The sequence below is a fragment of the Bacteroides caecimuris genome (assembly GCF_001688725.2).
In the GTDB taxonomy this organism is placed as follows: domain Bacteria; phylum Bacteroidota; class Bacteroidia; order Bacteroidales; family Bacteroidaceae; genus Bacteroides; species Bacteroides caecimuris.
This window is the reverse complement of the sequence record NZ_CP015401.2, coordinates 740,451-759,798: the sequence shown is the minus strand read 5'-3', so window position 1 is coordinate 759,798 and position 19,348 is coordinate 740,451. Positions and strand designations below refer to the sequence as shown.

The following is a 19,348-nucleotide window of genomic DNA, read 5'->3' as shown; positions in this document are numbered from 1 at the left end:
GTTTTGTTATTTACCATAGTTTCTTAACACAGCCTCATAAAGAGCACGGATTCTCAAGCCGACTTTTTCCCAAGTAATCCCATCTACTTCCTTCTTTCCCTCTTCTTTGAGATATTCGAAAAGAGACGGATTGGTACACAGAGAATGGATAACGTCAGCCATCGCATGAATATCCCAATAGTCCGTTTTTATCACCTTATCAAGAATCTCGCCACATCCAGACTGCTTAGAAATGATGGAAGGTGTTCCACACTGCATAGCTTCCAGCGGAGCGATACCGAAAGGTTCAGAGACAGACGGCATGACAAATACATCACTGTTCTTATAAACCTCATATACCTGTCTGCCCTTCATGAAGCCCGGGAAGTGGAATCGATCGGCAATACCACGTTCGGCAACCAAGTTAATCATGGCGTTCAACATATCACCCGACCCCGCCATTACAAAACGAATATTACGAGTACGCTTCAATACAAGTGCAGCAGCTTCTACAAAATATTCCGGTCCCTTCTGCATAGTAATACGTCCGAGGAAGGTGACCACCTTTTCTTTTGAGTGATCGGGACGCGGAATATCCAGCAGTTCCTGCGACAATGGATAAACAGCATTATGCATTGCAAATACCTTTCTGGGATCTTGATGATACTCGTTAATAACAGTGCGGCGAGTAAGCTCGGATACGCACATGATACAATCGGCATGATCCATACCATTCTTCTCAATCGAATAAACAGTAGGATTGACTTTGCCACGAGAACGGTCAAAATCAGTAGCATGCACATGAATGCAAAGCGGCTTTCCACTAACCATTTTGGCATGTACACCGGCAGGATAAGTCAGCCAATCGTGTGCATGGATAATGTCAAATTCCTGCTGACGGGCTACTACTCCGGCAATGATCGAGAAATTATTAATTTCCTCGTGCAAGTTCCCGGGATAACCACCTGCAAATTCCATACATCCCAAATCATTCACATGCATATAAGAAAAATCAGCATAGATATGGTCGCGGAAAGAGTAATATTCTTCCGGTGTCATTTCCAACAAGCGGGATTTCAAGTAGTCATAGTGAACATCACGCCACACAATGGGCACTTGATTCATACCGATTATTTTCAAGAACTTTTCTTCTTCGCCGCTAGGTTTAGGCATACAGAAAACCGTCTCCACATCACCTTGCAGACTCAAGCCTTTAGTTATTCCATAAGAAGCAACTGCAAGACCACCATATATTTTGGGAGGGAATTCCCATCCAAACATTAAAACTTTCATCTTCGTTCCTCCTTTTTTAATAATACTTAGACAGTAGCTTTAAAACACGCAATATTTCTGCCACATTCATCGCAAACGATACCGCACCACGTCCCTTGAAAGGCGGGTTCCCATCAAACAATTCGGGAATGGAACCAATACAATGACTTGTCATCTCATCATCATAACCAATCAGCTGACGTTCAACGAATGACAACCCGCTCATCTTATAAATTCGAAGATAAGCTTCCAGATAGAATCCCATCAACCAAGGCCAAGCGGTTCCTTGATGATAAGCATAATCCCGTTGTATCTGCGGACCTACATAGTTTGGATTATATCCACCGCTCTTCGGACTCAACGAACGAATTCCTTTCGGAGTGAGCAGCTCTTTGGTCACAATATCGAGCACCTGTTTCTTTTGCGCACGATCCAAAGGAGAATAATCAAACGCTACGGTAAATATCATATTAGGACGTACACTCCAGTCCATCATATTACCGTCTACGTAATCAAGCAAATAACCATATTCATTACGGAATACCTCGACAAAAGATTTTCCTGTCACTTCTGCCTGCGCATCAAGTTCATCTGCCAAGTACACGTCACCACCTTCACGCACCAAATCAGCGATAAAACGCAGTGCATTATACCATAACGCATTAAATTCAACAATATATCCAGTACGAGAAATCACCGGATGCCCGTTCACAGTAGAATTCATCCATGTAATCGCTTTATCCGTACCATTAGCAAAAAGTAATCCGTTGTCATGCAAGAAAAGATTTTCATGTTTCCGCTGACGGATAAACTCCATAATATCTTTCAGAAGCTCTCCATATTTCTGACGGCATTGTTCGCGGGAAGTCTCTTTAGCATATTGTTGCATAGCCCAGACAGCCCAAAGCAAAACGTCAGGATGCTCCATTTCATAAATCTTGTATCCTACAGGTTCTTCATTGATAAAGTTACGGATCGCCTTTTCCGCCGTTTTCATCACATCCTCAAACTGGTCGATCTCATCAAGTGCAAGCGTCAGTCCAGGCAAGGCGATAAACATATCACGAGCACGGCATTTAAACCACGGATAACCGGCAAGAATGTAATGCTCACCTTCCTGTTTGTTATGGAATTGATGGGCAGAATTTTTCAGACAATGGTAAAAGCTATCACGTGGGGTACGATCAGCCACTTCCGCCTCAAAGGTCTGTTTCAGTTTACGCGGAGTTGTTTCTGAAATTCCGGCAGAGAATACAATACTCTCTCCTTTCTTGATATCCACCTCGAAATATCCCGGAACGTACAGGTCCTCATTGAAGTCGTACCCGCGTTCCTGCTCTTTCGGATATTCAATGCCGCGATACCAATCGGGCTGGAAATGGAATTCGCACTTTTTGTTCAACTGCATATAAAGTTCCGGATAACCGGGATACATACAGGTTTTAATACCATTTTCCACCAATTGATACTCACGGCTTGCCTGCGGGTTTTCGTGAGTGTACTCACGTACACTTCTGAAAGCAAGGAACGGCCGGAAGCGCAGAGTTGTAGCCGAATGCGCATCAAGTAAAGTATAACGAATCAGGATTCTATTTTCATGATGTACAAAGATTTTTTCTTTGCGGAGGACTACACCTCCGACACGGTAAGTAGTTGCTGGGATATGCTCACAGTCAAACTCACGGATATACTTGTGTCCATTAGGACTAAAGTTGTTTCCCTGATATTTGTGCAATCCCAAGTTAAACTCCGCACCATGTTGAATTACCGTTTCATCAAGAGAAGATAGCAGCACATGATTTTCATCGTCGAGATTGGGAACTGGAATTACCAATAGGCCGTGATATTTGCGTGTGTTACAATCAACAATCGTCGTACAATGATAAGCTCCTGCTTTGTTCGTCCGGAGAATTTCTCTCTGAAGAGATTCTTCCAGATTCGTCATGAGGGTCTTGTCAAATCGTAAATAACTCATAGTTGTGCATTATTAAAGGTTAATTATTGGTCATCATATCGTATATCTATTTTTTTGTCACAGACCATAATATATTAGCTGTAGCAACATATACAATAGGTATAACGCCCAAATGTACAAATTATAGATAAAAACAAAAATAAAAAGCCTTTTTATTTTCAGATTTTGTGCAAATATTCGTAGTATTGCGTAAAATATCTAAAGAAAAGAATGTCATGAAGCAAGATATTCAGCGTATCACGGTGGCTGCCGCAAAGCCCTTGTTCTTAATTTTCATCTTATATATACTCAAGTTTCTGGAAATCGGGATGGACTGGGACTTCTCTCACTTGGGGATATATCCCATGGAAAAGCGAGGTGTAACAGGCATTTTGGCTCATCCGCTGATACACAGCGGATTCAGCCATTTATTGGCAAATACTATTCCTTTATTCTTCCTTTCCTGGTGTCTTTTTTATTTTTACCGAGAGATAGCCGGCAAGGTTTTTGTCCTAATCTGGCTTGGTGCGGGACTGCTTACCTTTATTATAGGCAAACCGGGATGGCACATCGGTGCCAGCGGACTCATCTACGGACTTGCCTTCTTTCTCTTTTTCAGCGGTATTCTCCGCAAATACGTCCCACTGATTGCAATTTCCCTACTTGTCACCTTTCTATATGGGGGGATTATCTGGCATATATTTCCTTATTTCTCCCCCGCCAATATGTCATGGGAAGGACATCTCAGCGGTGGAATCATGGGAGTGCTCTGTGCATTTGCATTCGTGAACCACGGGCCTCAGCGACCGGAACCTTTTGCGGACGAGGAAGAGGAAGAAGAACATGAAATCTCAGATCCTGTTTAAATTCTCTTCAGTCATAATTTTATAGCTGATATTTTAACTTACCCCGGCTCTTCTTGTCGCGTCCGTCTGTAGTTGGCGGAAGAGGTATTAACAGTTGCGCTCTTGGCTATTAATAAAAAACTTCCCGCCCATTAAGTATAAAGTTCCTTCGGACAGGAAGGAAACTTTCTTTTCATTCGATGCAAACTATAAACGCAAGCTTTGATTATATAATTGCAAGCTTCGTTTTTATAATCAAAGCCTTTGTTTTTATAAACGAAGCTTGCGTTTATAGATTACGGTTAATGAAAAATAAGTTTACATACTGATAATAAGAAGTTTATAATTAATGAAAGAGAACTTTTCTATTAATGAATGAAAAGTGGGTTATTAAGAGCCTGCTCCGAGTTTTGCCCGACACAGTTTTGAGAGTTGCTTTCGAGTATATTTTCTGTTGTTGTGAGCAGCAGCATGACGGAGACTATGTGACGAATAAAAAACAGGTCGGTAAAGCCTATCTAACATAATCTCAGGAAAATTTAAACAGGCTCTCAAAAGAAGAAAAAGAAATCGTACAAGAAGAACAGACAATGTCCTAAAATAAATCCGGTATCAATGGAATCCTGTTCCACTCATACCGGAATAATCGATTACAAAATCTAGTTTTCTATTTATAAATACATAAATTCAAGCTAATTCTTTGTGGACAATATCTCTTTTATAGCTTCCTCCAACTTATAATCATGCAAATTACGGACTGCAATCTTACCTTTCCGGTCAATAACAAGGATAAAAGGAATCGCACTTATAGCATAATCTTTGGTAATCGTACCCTTCCAGCCTTTTAAGTCGGAGATTTGCGGCCAAGGAATCTGATGTTTTTTCACAGCAGCTTCCCATGCACTTTTCTTGGTATCCAAAGAAACACTCACAATATCCAATCCCTCTTCATGATAAGTTTGGTACAGAGATTTCAGGAAAGGAAGTTCCTGTACACATGGCACACACCAGGATGCCCAAAAATCAACCAAAGTGACACGACCAGAATGAATATAATCCGAGAGATTCACCTCCTTCCCCTCTATGTCCATGCAGGTAAAGTCGCGATAAGGATAACCGACCTCTGTTATTTTCACAGATTCATTCCAATGTGCGGCAGCCTCTTTTTCCTTTTCTTTCTTCAATTCCGATTTGTGACGATACTCCTCATCTACCGATGCTAATAGTTTCGCATATATCCCCTCAGGGTAATAACTCTCCGGATAATAAAAGAAAAAGAAAGCTCCCACTTCAGTCCCAATATAATCAGAAACAAAACAGATATGAGCCGGTTGCAACTCTTTATACAACGCACCGATACGTTGATTAAAAGCCTCCATTTCCTCTATACTCAAAGTACGTAGTTTGCCCAAAGAATCTCTTTCGGCCACAATGCTATTACTTCTTTTCTTGATTTCCCGAGTCTTGGCCAATATCTGGTTATCATATTGCTGATTCAGGACTCCCCCCTTCAATTGTGTTCCCAAAGGAGTATAGTCCAACGTCACATTCCCTTCCTCCACAATACAATAACAATCCGGCAAACCATACACAAAATGATCATCCTTGGGTGGAAGTGCCAATGTTGCCACAAATGGTTCACCGGTAACGCGATATTCAAAGCTAAAATGACCATTTCGTATCAACGCACTATCCACTTTCAAATCATCCTCTCTCGAAACGACACCTGTATGAGTGAGATAAATATACAACCCGTCATACTCATCCGTATGCACATCCGCCTCCAATTTAAAAATCGGAGAATGTCCGCACGAGGACAGACAAGCACATACCATAAGGATATTCATTACTATACATTTCATATCAATTATTCTCTTTTAAAATCCTCCGATATTCTTCTGAAGTATTCATTATTTCACATGCTTTTTGTACAAACGGGTCCGCAGAATTCAGTATGCGATAGTAATATTCATTTTCATTGAACAATTCGCGCGCAACCAACGCTTTCACTTGTACCCGCAAAAAGTTTTCCGACCTTTCATATTCTTCTTCAGAAAAAACAATATTCGCTTCTTCCGCTACCCGGCATATTTCCTGCAATAGTGCACCGCCATCAAAGTTTTTCTGAAAAGCTTCGAATGTTTTATACTTTTTCAGTAACTCCGGTCGGCAACCTACAACATAGTCGCGTGTTACCTGCTTTTGAACACCACTATACACCAACATATTATACCATCTTGTAAAATGTACTGTATCGGCAGATACAAAAACATCCGGCACAATCCCTCCCTCGCTCCTCAAAACACGGTGAGTACGTAAAGATTCATAGGTCTTGCCGGATTGAGCAGACAACTGCCCACCCCCATAAGGCTTTTGAATAGACCGTCCGCTTGGTGTGAAATAACGCGCCACCGTCAGCCTAAGCGCCGAGCCGTCTTCAAAAGGAAAGGTGTCCTGAATCATTCCCTTTCCAAAGGTAGAGCCTCCTACCAGCACACCGCGGTCCCAATCTTGCAACGCACCCGCCAAAATCTCCGCAGCCGACTTTGTCTGCCCGTTTACCAATACCACCAAACGACCTTGTTCAAACAGTCCTTTGACAGATGCCTGAAACGTCATCCTTTCCATGTGGATGCCATCCGCATAAACTACCGGTTTGTTACCGTCCAATAACTCGTCTGCTATCGCTATCGCCTCATCAAACAGCCCCCCTTCGTTCTTCCGGATATCCAGAATCAGTTTTTTCATTCCTCGCCGAAGTAAGTTCTGAAGCTGTTTACGAAAATCTTCCGCTACATTCTTCGAAAAGACAGAGATTGAAAGATAGCCAGTTTCACTGTCTATCATATAAGCAGACCTCACACCGGAGGATAGTATATAAGTACGAACTATCTTCCGTTCAAAAGGAGTCTTTTTTCCACGCTTGATTTGCAAAGTGACCACACTCCCCTCTTCGCCATTCAATAAGCGGAAAATCTGTCCGTCCTGCAATTGTTCCACTGTTTTCCCATCCACTGACAGAACTTCATCTCCGGCACGGATACCTTGTAGCCAAGCACTGCCCGTCTTTTCTACAAAAGACACGTAAAAATGCCCGTCTTTCCAAGTCCCTTCCATTCCGACTCCTGCAAAAGCTGCCATACCACCTAATGCCTGGTCGTTACTTTTTAGCTCCACAGGAGGCAAGTACTCAGAAAAGGGATCCAGTTTTCCCACCATTTCCGCAATAGTATGGTTTATATACGCCTCTTTTGGAACAGAATCCACATAAAGATGGGTAATCGCATACAACGTCTGCATTAATTTCTCCTCCGGAGTAGATTGCGCCTTCAGGTCACAGTAAACTACCCCCAACAGTATCCCAAACAATATTGCTCTCATACTTTATTATCACTTATTATTATCCCCTTTCATCCATTCCGGCATAGGCGCATCTTTCAGATAGTAATCAAAAAAGCCGATTAACCGTTGCATAAAATCACGACACTCAGCATCTCCGCCCATCTGATGTCCTACATCCCGATAATTCAGCAACCAGGCCGGACGTCCCAACCGACGCATCGCAAAATAGAGAGCCATGCCTTGATATATGCGTACACTTGTGTCTTTCTCACCATGGAATATCAACAAAGGAGTATGAATCTTATCGGCATGCATAACCGGAGAGTTCTCAAGATAAAGTTCCCGATCTTCCCAAAGTGTTTTACCCAAACGGCCTTGTGCATCCTCTTCAAAATACATATTAGGCTGACCCGTTCCGCGAAGCATCAGATAATCTGCCACCTGATCCGTAACCGCAGAACAGGGAGAAGCGCATTTGAATATATTAGTACGTGTCACCAACCAGGCAGTCTGCGAACCGCCCCAACTATGACCGTTGATTCCAATGCGTTCCTTATCGGCAATTCCATCTTTAACAAGTTGTTCCACACCACTTATCACCGCATTATAACAACTTTCGTAAGGAGCACCGATACGATAGCTGATATCCGGACAGAAAATGATATATCCATTACTTACAAACCAGGGAATATCAATCGTCGCACTACTATACTCCGGCAAACGATAACTATTAAGCTCCTGTGACATCTTCTCATAGAATAGTACGATGACAGGATAACTTTGACCTTCCCGGTAATTCTCCGGCAGAAACAAAATTCCTTCATTTTTCTTGCCTTCCAAATTTGTCCAAGTATAAAGCCGGGTAGTTCCCCAGTTAATATCTTTCACCTGAGGATTGGAGTCCGTCACCCGCTTCGGATTTCGCAGAGTCAGATCAGAAACCCAAAAATCTCTTTCTCCATAATCTTCCTTCGTCCAAAGTACTACTTTACCATTGTCCGTGTTAGCTTTTACGACCAGATTCGATTGAGAATCAACAGCCATATCACGCAGGTTCTTACCCGCCAGCAGGTACAATCCTTTCGTTTTACTTTTTTCATCAAATCCTTCGAGATACAATTTATCTCTTGAAGAAACCGGATGCTCAGCCTTGCGGAATGTTATCAGCTCTTTTCTGCCCTTCCCTTGTGTCAGACAGACAGGAGCTTTCTCGCCTTTCACATCCAGACTCCACAAGTCATATCGGTCGTATATGACCACAGTGTGATTGTCCGGATTCCAATGTGCCACTCCATAAGGTGCAGCATCAAAAGAATAGTCATGCTCTTCTTCATATACCGGATAAGGCAATTTCCCTGTTGTCAAGTCCCGGTCGCTCCCCGTAGCCATATCAATCAGCCGCCATGCTTTCAGGGCAGGATCGTACAATAAAACTTTGGTTCCATCGGGACTCCAACTTAAACCATACTTTCCATGACTTGCCAGCTTCTTCTTCTCGCCATTCATTCCGATATAATAAACATCGTCATTGGGAGACATCGTCCAGTCAGATTCCTTATACCAGGGAGTAGCGTCGAAGGCAATACATCCTTTTACATCCTCTCCCTGCGGAAAAGCCAAAGAAGACAGACCTTTTGTAGGCAAAGTAAAACACTCCCCTGTAGCAATATCATAGACATACTTGTCATACTTAGATGCATCAAAACCTGAGCGTTTGAAAGATCGGCGGGGAGAAATGTTCTCGTCCCATATCCACAATTCCAGATTTACCTGATCCGTTTCCCTTTCCACCTGCGGATAAGCTAACGGTTCCAAATCAATCAGCAACTGAGTCTTACTGTTTATCAATCGAGACATAGAAGAAACTTTCGTCCCCTCAGGCAGACCAGTTATATCTTGATAGGACAACAGTTTCGAACAAATACATTTATTCAAATCATATGTATAGATAGAGGTTACATCAAAACGAGTATCATAAGTAGAAGCACATGATAAAGTTCCACATCCTTTGGCATCCGGATTAGCGATACTTGCAATATAACCGGGAACTTCCCCTACTTGGGTTTTTCTTCCTTTCTCCCACAGATACAAAGTCGACTTCAAACTGTCCGCCACACTATAAAGCAACCGACCTGCCTCTACCTGCCCGAAGGTATTTATATCCTCAATGCACTGTTCCTCTCCCGTCAGCAAATTTACAAAAGTAAAGTCTGCCTTTCCGGTTGGCTTATATTGTACATAATAAGCCATGTCGGTTCCTTTTATAGGAACTAAAAAGATATTCTTAGCCCATTGTTTCTCTTGCTGTGTAAGCAAATTTAATGTATAGACAGATGGACGTCCCGAATCATCTCCTTCCTCCTTCTTTTCATATTTCAGCAACTTGCCGTTAGCCATAAACGAAAAATTGGAAAGACCGGCTTTACAGATCGTTTCTCCTGTCTGCACATTATATATATAAGTTGTATCAAGATCCTGACGGTACAAAGCACGATAGTTGTAAACTACCCATTTTCCATTTTCCGATAATTGTATCTGATCTACCGAACGCCACAACTTACAGTCATCCAGTTTCATCGGCCGTTTCTGAGAAAATACCCCCTCTGCTCCCAGCAGGAAGAGCAATATCAAACAAACATATCTCTTCATTTATTTCTTCCGTATTAATTCGACTGCATAACTAATCTCATCAGCCAGTTGTGACGGACTTCCGGAATATCCTTCAGCCGTATAAAGCATCCTACCATTCTTTAAAATTACTTTACGAGGAATACCGGATGAATTGAATTGACTAGAGAAAATACTGAAAACCTTGTTATACCCTTTGGTTCCCTCCTTTAAAGTATCGAACAATACTTTAAAATGTGAGTATCCATTATTATTCAAATACTTCTCGACTGCCGGTTTTCCCTTCATTCCGAAATCCATGGTATTTACAAAATAGAAAACAACCTCCGGATCGTTCGCATAAGCGTCTACAGCAAGTTTCATTCCCTCAAACGCACGTTTACAAGGTGCGCACCAGTTTGCCCAAAAATCAATCACTACAATCTTATCTTTGAAACTGTCACTGCTCACAACATTCCCGTCCATATCCAGCAATTCGAAAGTAGGGATTTCAACATCTGTCATATGAGATTTCACTTCCTCATATAACGCCTCTTTCAATGCCGCACCTTTCAATTTATCAAGATAGACTTTAAACTCGGCATCAGATGCCGGTTTCACTTCCTCACGCAGAGCAGTCATCATATCAGTGGTAATCGTATTATATTTCACCGAATTTTTCAAAACCTCCAATGCTTGTTCTTTCTTTCCGGTAGCTGACAAAATCTCATAACGTACCTGATTGACTGTAGCATCCGCATAAGACAATACATCATCCTTATAATAAGAGAGCCATGTCAAAGCCTCGTCATTCTTATTCAAATCCTTTAATAATTGCAGATAAATTCCCAAACGTTCGTAAAACTGAATGTCAAGCAATTCCTGTGCTTCTTTCGGAGTGTATCTTAATTCTTCCATATTATTAGAAAGGTCATTCCGTTTTTGCACCATTTGTTCCATCAAGGCTTTCGCTACCGGATAGACTGAGTCATTTTTCGCCAACCGAAATTTATAGGCACGGAATATATTCCACCGGAACACTTCACTCAAAGTCACAAAATTCATTGATGGCAAGGCAGCAATAAGTTTGTCATACTGTTTTCCGTCAAAAAGAAAAGAAGCATAGGGACGGGTCAGATTATAATACATATAAGCTTGTTTACGGGAGAACGGATCTTCTATACATTTGTTATATGGATACGTCCTAAAAAATTCTTCAGTCTTACTTACCCGTTCTTCGCCTACCTCCATAGCCTCCACCTGATGAAACATTTGTGCACGAGCAGAAAACCCGTGAGGATATTGTTTTAATATAATACTCTTTATCGAGTCCGCCGTTGCCTGCTCCTGCAATCTGAAACGATAAATATTCTCAAACGTAGAGTAGATGAACTCGGTCATAGCAAACTCTTTATTGATTTTCTGAAAGAAGAAATCAACAGCTTTCCGATTCTTTTCTCCCATACGTAAGGCTACCATGTTCATATAAACATTTACGAACTTCGGCAAATTTGCAGCATAATGCTCCATTTCCTTAGTTGTCCACATCTCTACCGCCTCATCCTGAATATCAAACTTTTGGAAGTAATTTCCAATATGGAAACAAGAAGGTTTACGGAATGTCCCCCATCCCAAATAACCGCCAGGTAACATTTTCCCCTGTGCATCTAATGTCGTAAACACATATCCTCCGTTTTCGTCATTATTATCTATCGTGCGGTTCCATGCTTCACCAGCTAGAAATGATAAAGCGAACAGGGCACAATTGTCAGCCAACCGATAATTTCCTTTCCACTGATTCTTTCCGCTACGGATTAAAGTTACATCGTCCATCCTCCATAAATAATCCTCATAGAGATAGATCGTACAAGACAATGTATCCCGGTTTTCCAATGGTCCTCCTGATGCCTGATAATTAAATGAGATCAGAGAACCTGCCTGCGGTTTTTCAATACCGGACAAACGAGACTGTGCATAAGTAGTTATAAAGTACGCACAGAAAACAAACAATACAAATAATTTTTTCATTTGGTTTTATATCTTATTCTTTATATTTCAATTAATGCAATTGAGAGGTCCTGGCTCCAATCTCATGAAGATCAATACCTAACGTATTTTGAAAATACTCTATCACTGCTTCATATTTATTACGTATCGGATAGCCCTTAACAGAATTCCCCGAAACACTATCATACTGGGTTCCGCAATCAAATTCTTCGGTCAAAAACCTGTTCTCAAATTCTTCCTTACTCATCATAACCAGATATTTCACAAATAATCCGAAATCATAATAATAGTCCATTCCACCATCACGATACTCCAGACAGCCTCCGCCGTTATATCCCCATTCGCCTTCATAATCACCTCCTGCATTGTTTATATAATCGTCGTGATATGTCTGAAACTTTTCAGGAACCTCTATCTTACCTTTCGAAGCAGCATAACCGGCAATGGCAAAAGCAACCTCGCCAATCAGTTCCTTTTTTTCCTCAACGGAAAGTGAAGACAAACGACTATTCACTGCACCAAAAGTCAGATGATTAAGACCATACATAGCTTTTTTAGGAATCTTTTGATAGATTTTATTTCCCTCATCATCATACTCGTATGTATCCTTTAAACTATAAATTTCGGAAGCTAACAGGATTCTATACGGCATATATTTTCTCAGAAAATCGTCACTCCAAATAGACAAGCAATTTTCTTTCAGGAAGTTCCATCCTTCACCTATAGAGGAAGTTTCGGCTTCTACTGCATAGTAAGGAATATACTCTGTAATATTCCAACGGAAATCAACCTCGCCAAACCTATACAAAACTTGCACCCCATATTTATCATAGAACTCAACTATCTCACGATCATATGAAGCATTTCCTTGAGGAAACTCTCCAAAACCCATCGGTTCGGAAGGTGTCAAAGCATCTTCCCCACATGAGCATACTCCAACCAAGAGCAAACAGGATATTAAATATATAAACTTCTTCATACTACTATTCTATTTTATTGTTCCATATTAATATTTAGTTTACCTCGCCTACACGCTCCGGTGCCAATTCATTCTGTATTAAAGCTGAATTTGTATCCATTGCATCCTGTGGAATAGGTAATACATAACCCAGATCTTTCTCCTTCAATGTATATACGGTACGGTTTCCTGATGCATCATACCATGTATGTTCAATAGAAGGCATACCATAACGACGGAGATCAAACCAGCGATGTGATTCAAAACAAAGTTCACGGCGACGTTCTTCATGACAAAATTCCATCAGAGCTGCAGGCGTGGTTAACGTATAAGCCACAAAATTCGACAAACGTTTACTGCGAAGAGCATCCAGGTCATCAACAGCCTTTTGTCCACAAGAGTTATCTCCTGCCATATATTTAGCAGCATAAGCTTCCGCACGATTTAAATAAAGTTCGGCAGTACGCCATACAAACCCCTGTTCCTGAGTTCCACGTTTGGCCATCCAATATTTGTAATACAAAGGACTCATATCACTAAAAAATATATTTCGACGGGCATCCGAAGAATCATATAGTCTCAATAAAGCATTCGAACCGCTCTCAGACACCCTGATTAACGTACCTTCTGTTTTTATACTCCCGCTCATGCTTCCATTAATAAATATTACTTCCGGGAAATTCCTAGAAATTATATTGTTAATAGCATAATGAGGAAAAGCCGGATTACTTAGCTGATATGTAGTCAGGTCAACCAATGCCGGAGCATCGGCCAAAGCCACATCAGCATGCTCTAGCACCTTATCCCAATTTTCCATATACAAATAAATTCGGGAAGCTAGAAGATGTGCTGCTACATTATTTATACGAAACAATCCTAGAGTGTTGTCAGCTTTACCATCCAGCAAACTACAGGCTTCTTCAATATCCTTACATATTTGAGTATAAACTTCCGCAACTGTATTACGTGCAATTCCCTCATCTCTAATTTCCGGTTTGATAACTAGAGGCACTCCCAAAAGACTCTCCGGATTAGTCCCAGCACAATTGTAAGGCATAGCATATAAATTCACCAATAAGAAATAATAGTAAGCACGAAGTGCCAAAGCCTCACCTCTTGTCTGCATTTTTTCATCTTCTGTTCCATCCGCATCTGTCAGCCCGTCTATAACCAAATTACAGGCCATAATACATTTATAAAGTTTCTGATAGGTGTGTAGCAGGTTAGTCATATCATAATCAGCCAGCAACAAGTACATATTAGATTGCCACGTATAGACTGCACGATGAGCCAAGTTTTCATCTATGTAATTATCAGATTGTCCCTGAGCTCCCTCCACATCATCAGTCAATACATCTGTGATAGGATCGAGACAAATGGTAGTTGAATATCCCTCACCATTCAACAATTCTTGAAAAGCAGAAGCTGTTTTCGGTTCAAACTCATCTTGCGAAACTTCTTTCAGGAAATCACTGCAAGAGGAACATATACACATTATGTATACAGAAAGGAATATTGATATATATTTACTATTCATAATCTACAAAAGATTTTTAAGGATTAGAAATTAAGACTTACTGAGAACGAATAAGTCCGTGTAATAGGTAATGCAACACTTCCAGTAGAATCTACCTCTGGATCTTGTCCATTAAATTTTGAGCTACACAATGTAAAAAGATTGGTCACATTAAACGAACAGGACATACCTGCGATATTTAACGGTTGAAGCCATTTATCCGGCAAAGTATAAGTCAACATCAGATTACGACAACGAAAGAAATCGGCTTTTACTACACGTACATCCGAATAATTATACATATCGTATGTATTCTGTTGAGTTGCATTCGCAATCGGAGTATAAACAAAATAATTCCGTGCCTCATCAAAAGCAATACCCGGAATATCAGTATGCTCCTCATCGCCCGGTTCCCGCCAGCAATGCAAGAAATCTGTCGTCAGATTTGTTTGCGGAGTAGGCATCTTCATCGTTCCGCTGAAAAGGAAATTCAAACGTTTCACATGCCCGAAAGCATAAGCAAACTGAGCATTTAATATAAAATTCTTATAACGCAACGAAGTGGAAAGTCCCCCGTTAAACTTCGGATCAGTCGAACCACAATATTTCAGATAACTTTTCGGATCATTACTTTTCTCTACTTCTGATTCATTTGCCGAACAATGTTCAAACATCGCGCGGCCTGTTTCATGATCCAGTCCCTTGAACTCCCAGGCATACAGTGCATTTACCGGCTTTCCATTTTCAAAAGCATTACCAGCCAGGTAATCCAGATAAGTATAATCCTGCTTTGCAGTATTGCTTATATTATTGGTGTTTTTCGAATAAATCGGAGTTAATGTCCAAGTAAAGTCACGCGTTTGAACAGGAATAAAAGTCAATCCCACTTCAATACCATAATTCTTCATACTGGCACCATTACGGAAAGTTTGAGTTGTTCCATATTCACTGGCTACCGGCAAATTAAAAATCAAGTCCTTACCTTTACGCACATAATAATCGACAGTACCCGAGATTCTGCCGTTCAACAAAGAGAAATCCAATCCATAATTAGTTGTAACCGTCTTTTCCCAACGCAAATCAGGATAAGGCAGGCGTTTAATTCCCAATTGGTAGTTCCCAGAAAAACGATTAACTGCAAGCGCCATGTATTGTGCTACAAGATTTGGTCCTACAGAAGTAGGAATATTCCCCTGTTGACCATAAGAAAAACGTATACTGAAATTATCTAAAGCTTTCCAGCCTCTAAACCAACTTTCATCATTTATCTTCCACCTTGCTGCCAAACTCCATACAGGAAGAAATTTATGATTTGTGTATTGTCCGAAACGATTGGAAGCATCCCCACGCAAATTAGCGTTAAAAATATAGCGGTTCTTCAACGCATAAACCAAAGTCGCATAAGCAGATACTGCATTATTCTTCGTATTCTTACGAGACACAGTATGTTTTTCCAACGAAGAATTATTCAGAACCTCGCTTCCGGCACTTTCCTTATCATATTCATAACTGACAGCCATCCCACGATCCGGATAATATCCATATTCCACATCATTAAAACCGTCATATTGATTGGAGATTGCCTCATAGCCAATCATACCATTAATGGCATGTTGCTGCATCTCTCCAAAGGTGGTAGCATACGAAAGTTGAGCACGAGCTGTATAGCCCACATTATTCATCGAATTATAATTCAAAATTCCTCCATGAGGCAATTTGCTTTTCTTTTCTTCTTCACCGTTGGGAATCACCGTACCATAATCATATCCACGAATGCCTGCAATATAATAAGAACGTTCGTCCGCCCACTGATAATTAGTAGAGTTGACATAACGCAGACCAAAAAGCGTCTGAAGCGTCAATCCTTTCCATATTTTCACATCAATACCTACATTGCCACTGAAATTACGGGATTTTGCCTCATTACCGGTATGTGCCAGCTCATTAAATATATTATATGTCAACAGATAGTTATTGGATAACCCATCAATAGTATTAATCTGAGTCGTGTAATATTCATCAGGGCCAATAGCGCGAGTAGTCTGCAACGCATAAGTATAAGGATTCGTGGTATAAAAACCATCACTTTTCTGGTCTGAGAAACTTAAACGAGTATAAGCTCTGACTTTTTTAGTCAGATAGGCTGAGATATTAGAAGTCAAACTGTAACTGGTTGAGTTATCTCCTTTAGTAGTTCCCTTGGAATTATTATATCCGATAGATGTATAATAATTGACTTTCTCGTTACCTCCTGAAATACTGGCACTATAATCTTGATTTAAAGCGTTGCGACAAAGAAGCTTGAACCAGTCGGTATTCATTGTTTCATATTTAGCCACTTGCTCGTCAAATTCGCTTTTTGTAATTTTCATACTGTAAAAATCAAACAAAGCACCTTCGAAACCGGTAGCATAGGGCATATAATCATACAAATATCCTTTCTCTACCACTTCTCTTGAAATACCTACACGCTCTTTCGAATTCATCAGATTATACTGCGAATAGCGAGGACGTCCCGTAAATCCTAAAGATGCGGAAAAACTAATCGAAGGTTTCCCTATTTTACCTTTCTTGGTAGTCAGCACAATCACCCCATTGGCTGCACGTGTACCATATATAGCTGTGGCTGAAGCATCTTTCAAAAACGTAATAGATTCAATATCATTGGGATTTACCCCTGCTATCGCATTGCCTAACAAACTGCGAGTAGCATTTTGATTCACCTGATCAAGCATATCGCTTCCCATCAACACATTATTGAGTTCGTCATTAGACAAATCAATAGGATCTTCATAAACAATCCCATCTACCACCCACAACGGAGAAGCATTACCGTAAATCGTCGAGGAACCACGCATACGGATACGCGGAGTTGCATTAGGAGAACCGGAACTGTTTTGCACCATCAGTCCTGGTATAGTACCTTGCAACATCTTATCTACAGAATTGATAGTCGGTATCTTTATGTCATCCATCTTCACCGTAGAGGTAGCACTTGCCATCAAACGCTTGTCCATCACCTGATAACCGGTAACCACCACCTCATCAACTGCGTTCACCATTTCTTCCAGTTTCACCTGTACTCCCCAACCGTCATTCACCATTTTTTCCACAGTCTTTTTACCTATGAAAGAAAAAGTCAGCATAGCACTTTGCCCTTCCTTTACGGGGATGGAAAAGCCGCCATTCAAATCCGTCAGTGTACCTGTAGAACGACCATTCTTCACCCTGACAGACACACCGGGCAGCGGTTCATCATTTTCATCCACTACCTGCCCTCTTAATAAGCCTTTCTCTAAAGTTTCCTTTTTATCTTTTTTTAGAAACACATGGATATACCTGCCATCAACCGAACTTTTAACAGGATGACCGGCAATGAGTTTTTTCACAGCTTCCGGAGCTGCCAACTCCTGAATAGAAGCATTAACACGAATGGAGTGGAGTTCATTGTAACTAAATACAATTTTGTAACCAGATTGCTTTTCTACCCTTTTTAAAGCATCTGTCAACTTCTCATTCACGCATTTCATCGTGACCTTTTTCTCTTTCTCCTGCGCTGCCAATCCTGTAACAAAGGCAAACATTAACAGGAAACCGACCAGATACTTCCAACTCTGTATACACGGTCTTTCTCTACGCTCTTCATTCAATCGTTTCATCATATATTATTTGCTAATTTAAATGTAAAGTCACAAATAATACGTAATCAACGATAATCGGGTACCGGATTTTAAAAGAAAAATATCAAAAAGTTAATAGATAATAGATTTTACTGAATTATTATTCGGTTTCCATCCAAAGTTACATAAAATATACCAAGTGCATTCAAATTGCGGACTGCATACATCAGACTTTCCGTACGACTGGCTACAAAGTGCATTTTATAATCGAGCATCTCATCATTCTCAAATACCACATCTACATTGTACCAACGTCCCAACTCCTGCATTATCTCTACAAGCGATACATTATCAAAATAGAAATAGCCGTTCTGCCATTCCAGATAAGGGTAAATGTCCACCGCTTGTTTTCTTAACATTCCATCTTCCGTCAGCGACGCTTGTTCTTCCGGCTGTAAAGTCAACGCTGGCGCCATATCGTTGGCAACAGTCACTTTACCTTCCAATAAAGTAACATGAGCATCAAGTTTAGAGTAGGAACGCACATTAAACTTTGTTCCGAGAACTACCGTTTCAAAATAGTCCGTTTTTACAATAAAAGGATGTTCTTTATCAGGAGCTACATCAAAATAGGCTTCTCCTTTCAAATAGACAATGCGCTGTTCTTTCACAAATACATCCGGAAAAATCAATTGACTGGCAGCATTAAGCAAAACAGTAGTCCCGTCGGAAAGAGTAACCGTATAATCCTGCCCGCAAGGAGTGGTCAACGTTTGCAATTGCTCCTCAATAGGCAAAGTGGCAGCTTTCTTTGTACTCAAATCAATAGATTTATGGGTAGCAATTATTCCATGAGCATATAACTGCCGGTCCGGTGTTTCTTCCTTAATTACATAAGTAATATCTCCAAAATTCAACTTTGGATCTACTGCCGACTTATCGGCAGCAAACACTTGAAGCTGCACTACAGAAGGATGATAAAAGAAGGCGCCCAAAAATAATCCGAGAAAAAGTACAGCCGCTACCGATGCAGCAATACACCAGCGTTTCAAACGTAACATCTTTACATTTACGCTCTGTTGCATTTCATGGGAAGAGGGACGTACTTGTTTTTGCTTCTCCCAAAAACGCTTCCGCTCCTCTTCCATATTGGGAAGAGGAACCTTATCCATAGCCATGGCACGTTTATAATCCAATATCAGGCGAATATCTTCCTTATCGTTTATATCTTCTATCATATTGCTACAA

The 19,348-nt window shown here is 40.7% G+C and carries 11 protein-coding genes; 1 reads left to right on the top strand and 10 read right to left on the bottom strand.

What is annotated here, in order from left to right; all coding sequences use genetic code 11:
- Positions 1 to 6: 6 nt before the first annotated feature.
- Complete coding sequence (locus tag A4V03_RS02860) at positions 7 to 1,272, bottom strand: glycosyltransferase family 4 protein (RefSeq protein WP_065537881.1); 1,266 nt, start codon at positions 1,270 to 1,272, stop codon at positions 7 to 9.
- Between the two features lie 16 nt (positions 1,273 to 1,288).
- Positions 1,289 to 3,226 (bottom strand): glycogen debranching enzyme N-terminal domain-containing protein, encoded by a 1,938-nt coding sequence (locus A4V03_RS02855; protein ID WP_065537880.1) that lies wholly within the window; start codon positions 3,224 to 3,226, stop codon positions 1,289 to 1,291.
- Positions 3,227 to 3,441: 215 nt separating this feature from the next.
- Here A4V03_RS02855 and A4V03_RS02850 point away from each other — a divergent pair, with 215 nt between their 5' ends.
- A complete protein-coding gene (locus A4V03_RS02850) occupies positions 3,442 to 4,071 on the top strand; it encodes a rhomboid family intramembrane serine protease (RefSeq protein WP_065540259.1) in 630 nt (209 codons plus the stop codon).
- Positions 4,072 to 4,742: 671 nt separating this feature from the next.
- Here A4V03_RS02850 and A4V03_RS02845 read toward each other — a convergent pair.
- The 8 genes from A4V03_RS02845 to A4V03_RS02810 all read right to left on the bottom strand — a co-directional run bounded on the left by A4V03_RS02845 (position 4,743) and on the right by A4V03_RS02810 (position 19,338).
- Complete coding sequence (locus A4V03_RS02845) at positions 4,743 to 5,912, bottom strand: TlpA disulfide reductase family protein (protein WP_065537879.1); 1,170 nt, start codon at positions 5,910 to 5,912, stop codon at positions 4,743 to 4,745.
- Between the two features lies 1 nt (position 5,913).
- Positions 5,914 to 7,431: a S41 family peptidase gene (locus A4V03_RS02840; protein WP_084081104.1), complete on the bottom strand. Its 1,518-nt coding sequence runs from the start codon at positions 7,429 to 7,431 to the stop codon at positions 5,914 to 5,916.
- Positions 7,432 to 7,440: 9 nt separating this feature from the next.
- Positions 7,441 to 10,041 (bottom strand): S9 family peptidase, encoded by a 2,601-nt coding sequence (locus A4V03_RS02835; protein ID WP_065537877.1) that lies wholly within the window; start codon positions 10,039 to 10,041, stop codon positions 7,441 to 7,443.
- Entirely contained in the window at positions 10,042 to 12,027 is a 1,986-nt protein-coding gene (locus A4V03_RS02830; protein ID WP_065537876.1) for a TlpA family protein disulfide reductase, read from the bottom strand. It lies immediately after the preceding gene.
- A gap of 31 nt (positions 12,028 to 12,058) precedes the next feature.
- A complete protein-coding gene (locus A4V03_RS02825; RefSeq protein WP_065537875.1) occupies positions 12,059 to 12,985 on the bottom strand; it encodes a hypothetical protein in 927 nt (308 codons plus the stop codon).
- A gap of 34 nt (positions 12,986 to 13,019) precedes the next feature.
- A complete protein-coding gene (locus A4V03_RS02820; RefSeq protein WP_065537874.1) occupies positions 13,020 to 14,501 on the bottom strand; it encodes a RagB/SusD family nutrient uptake outer membrane protein in 1,482 nt (493 codons plus the stop codon).
- Between the two features lie 23 nt (positions 14,502 to 14,524).
- Positions 14,525 to 18,142, bottom strand: coding sequence for a SusC/RagA family TonB-linked outer membrane protein (locus A4V03_RS02815; protein ID WP_065537873.1), 3,618 nt, complete (start codon positions 18,140 to 18,142; stop codon positions 14,525 to 14,527).
- Positions 18,143 to 18,249: 107 nt separating this feature from the next.
- A complete protein-coding gene (locus tag A4V03_RS02810; protein WP_084081102.1) occupies positions 18,250 to 19,338 on the bottom strand; it encodes a FecR family protein in 1,089 nt (362 codons plus the stop codon).
- Positions 19,339 to 19,348 lie beyond the last annotated feature (10 nt).

Coding starts and splice junctions, on each gene's coding strand:
- A4V03_RS02845 (WP_065537879.1), bottom strand. CDS start 5,912: ATGAAATGTATAGTAATGAATATCCTTATGGTATGTGCTTGTCTGTCC.
- A4V03_RS02825 (WP_065537875.1), bottom strand. CDS start 12,985: ATGAAGAAGTTTATATATTTAATATCCTGTTTGCTCTTGGTTGGAGTA.
- A4V03_RS02820 (WP_065537874.1), bottom strand. CDS start 14,501: ATGAATAGTAAATATATATCAATATTCCTTTCTGTATACATAATGTGT.
- A4V03_RS02830 (WP_065537876.1), bottom strand. CDS start 12,027: ATGAAAAAATTATTTGTATTGTTTGTTTTCTGTGCGTACTTTATAACT.
- A4V03_RS02860 (WP_065537881.1), bottom strand. CDS start 1,272: ATGAAAGTTTTAATGTTTGGATGGGAATTCCCTCCCAAAATATATGGT.
- A4V03_RS02835 (WP_065537877.1), bottom strand. CDS start 10,041: ATGAAGAGATATGTTTGTTTGATATTGCTCTTCCTGCTGGGAGCAGAG.
- A4V03_RS02855 (WP_065537880.1), bottom strand. CDS start 3,226: ATGAGTTATTTACGATTTGACAAGACCCTCATGACGAATCTGGAAGAA.
- A4V03_RS02810 (WP_084081102.1), bottom strand. CDS start 19,338: ATGATAGAAGATATAAACGATAAGGAAGATATTCGCCTGATATTGGAT.
- A4V03_RS02850 (WP_065540259.1), top strand. CDS start 3,442: ATGAAGCAAGATATTCAGCGTATCACGGTGGCTGCCGCAAAGCCCTTG.
- A4V03_RS02840 (WP_084081104.1), bottom strand. CDS start 7,431: ATGAGAGCAATATTGTTTGGGATACTGTTGGGGGTAGTTTACTGTGAC.
- A4V03_RS02815 (WP_065537873.1), bottom strand. CDS start 18,142: ATGATGAAACGATTGAATGAAGAGCGTAGAGAAAGACCGTGTATACAG.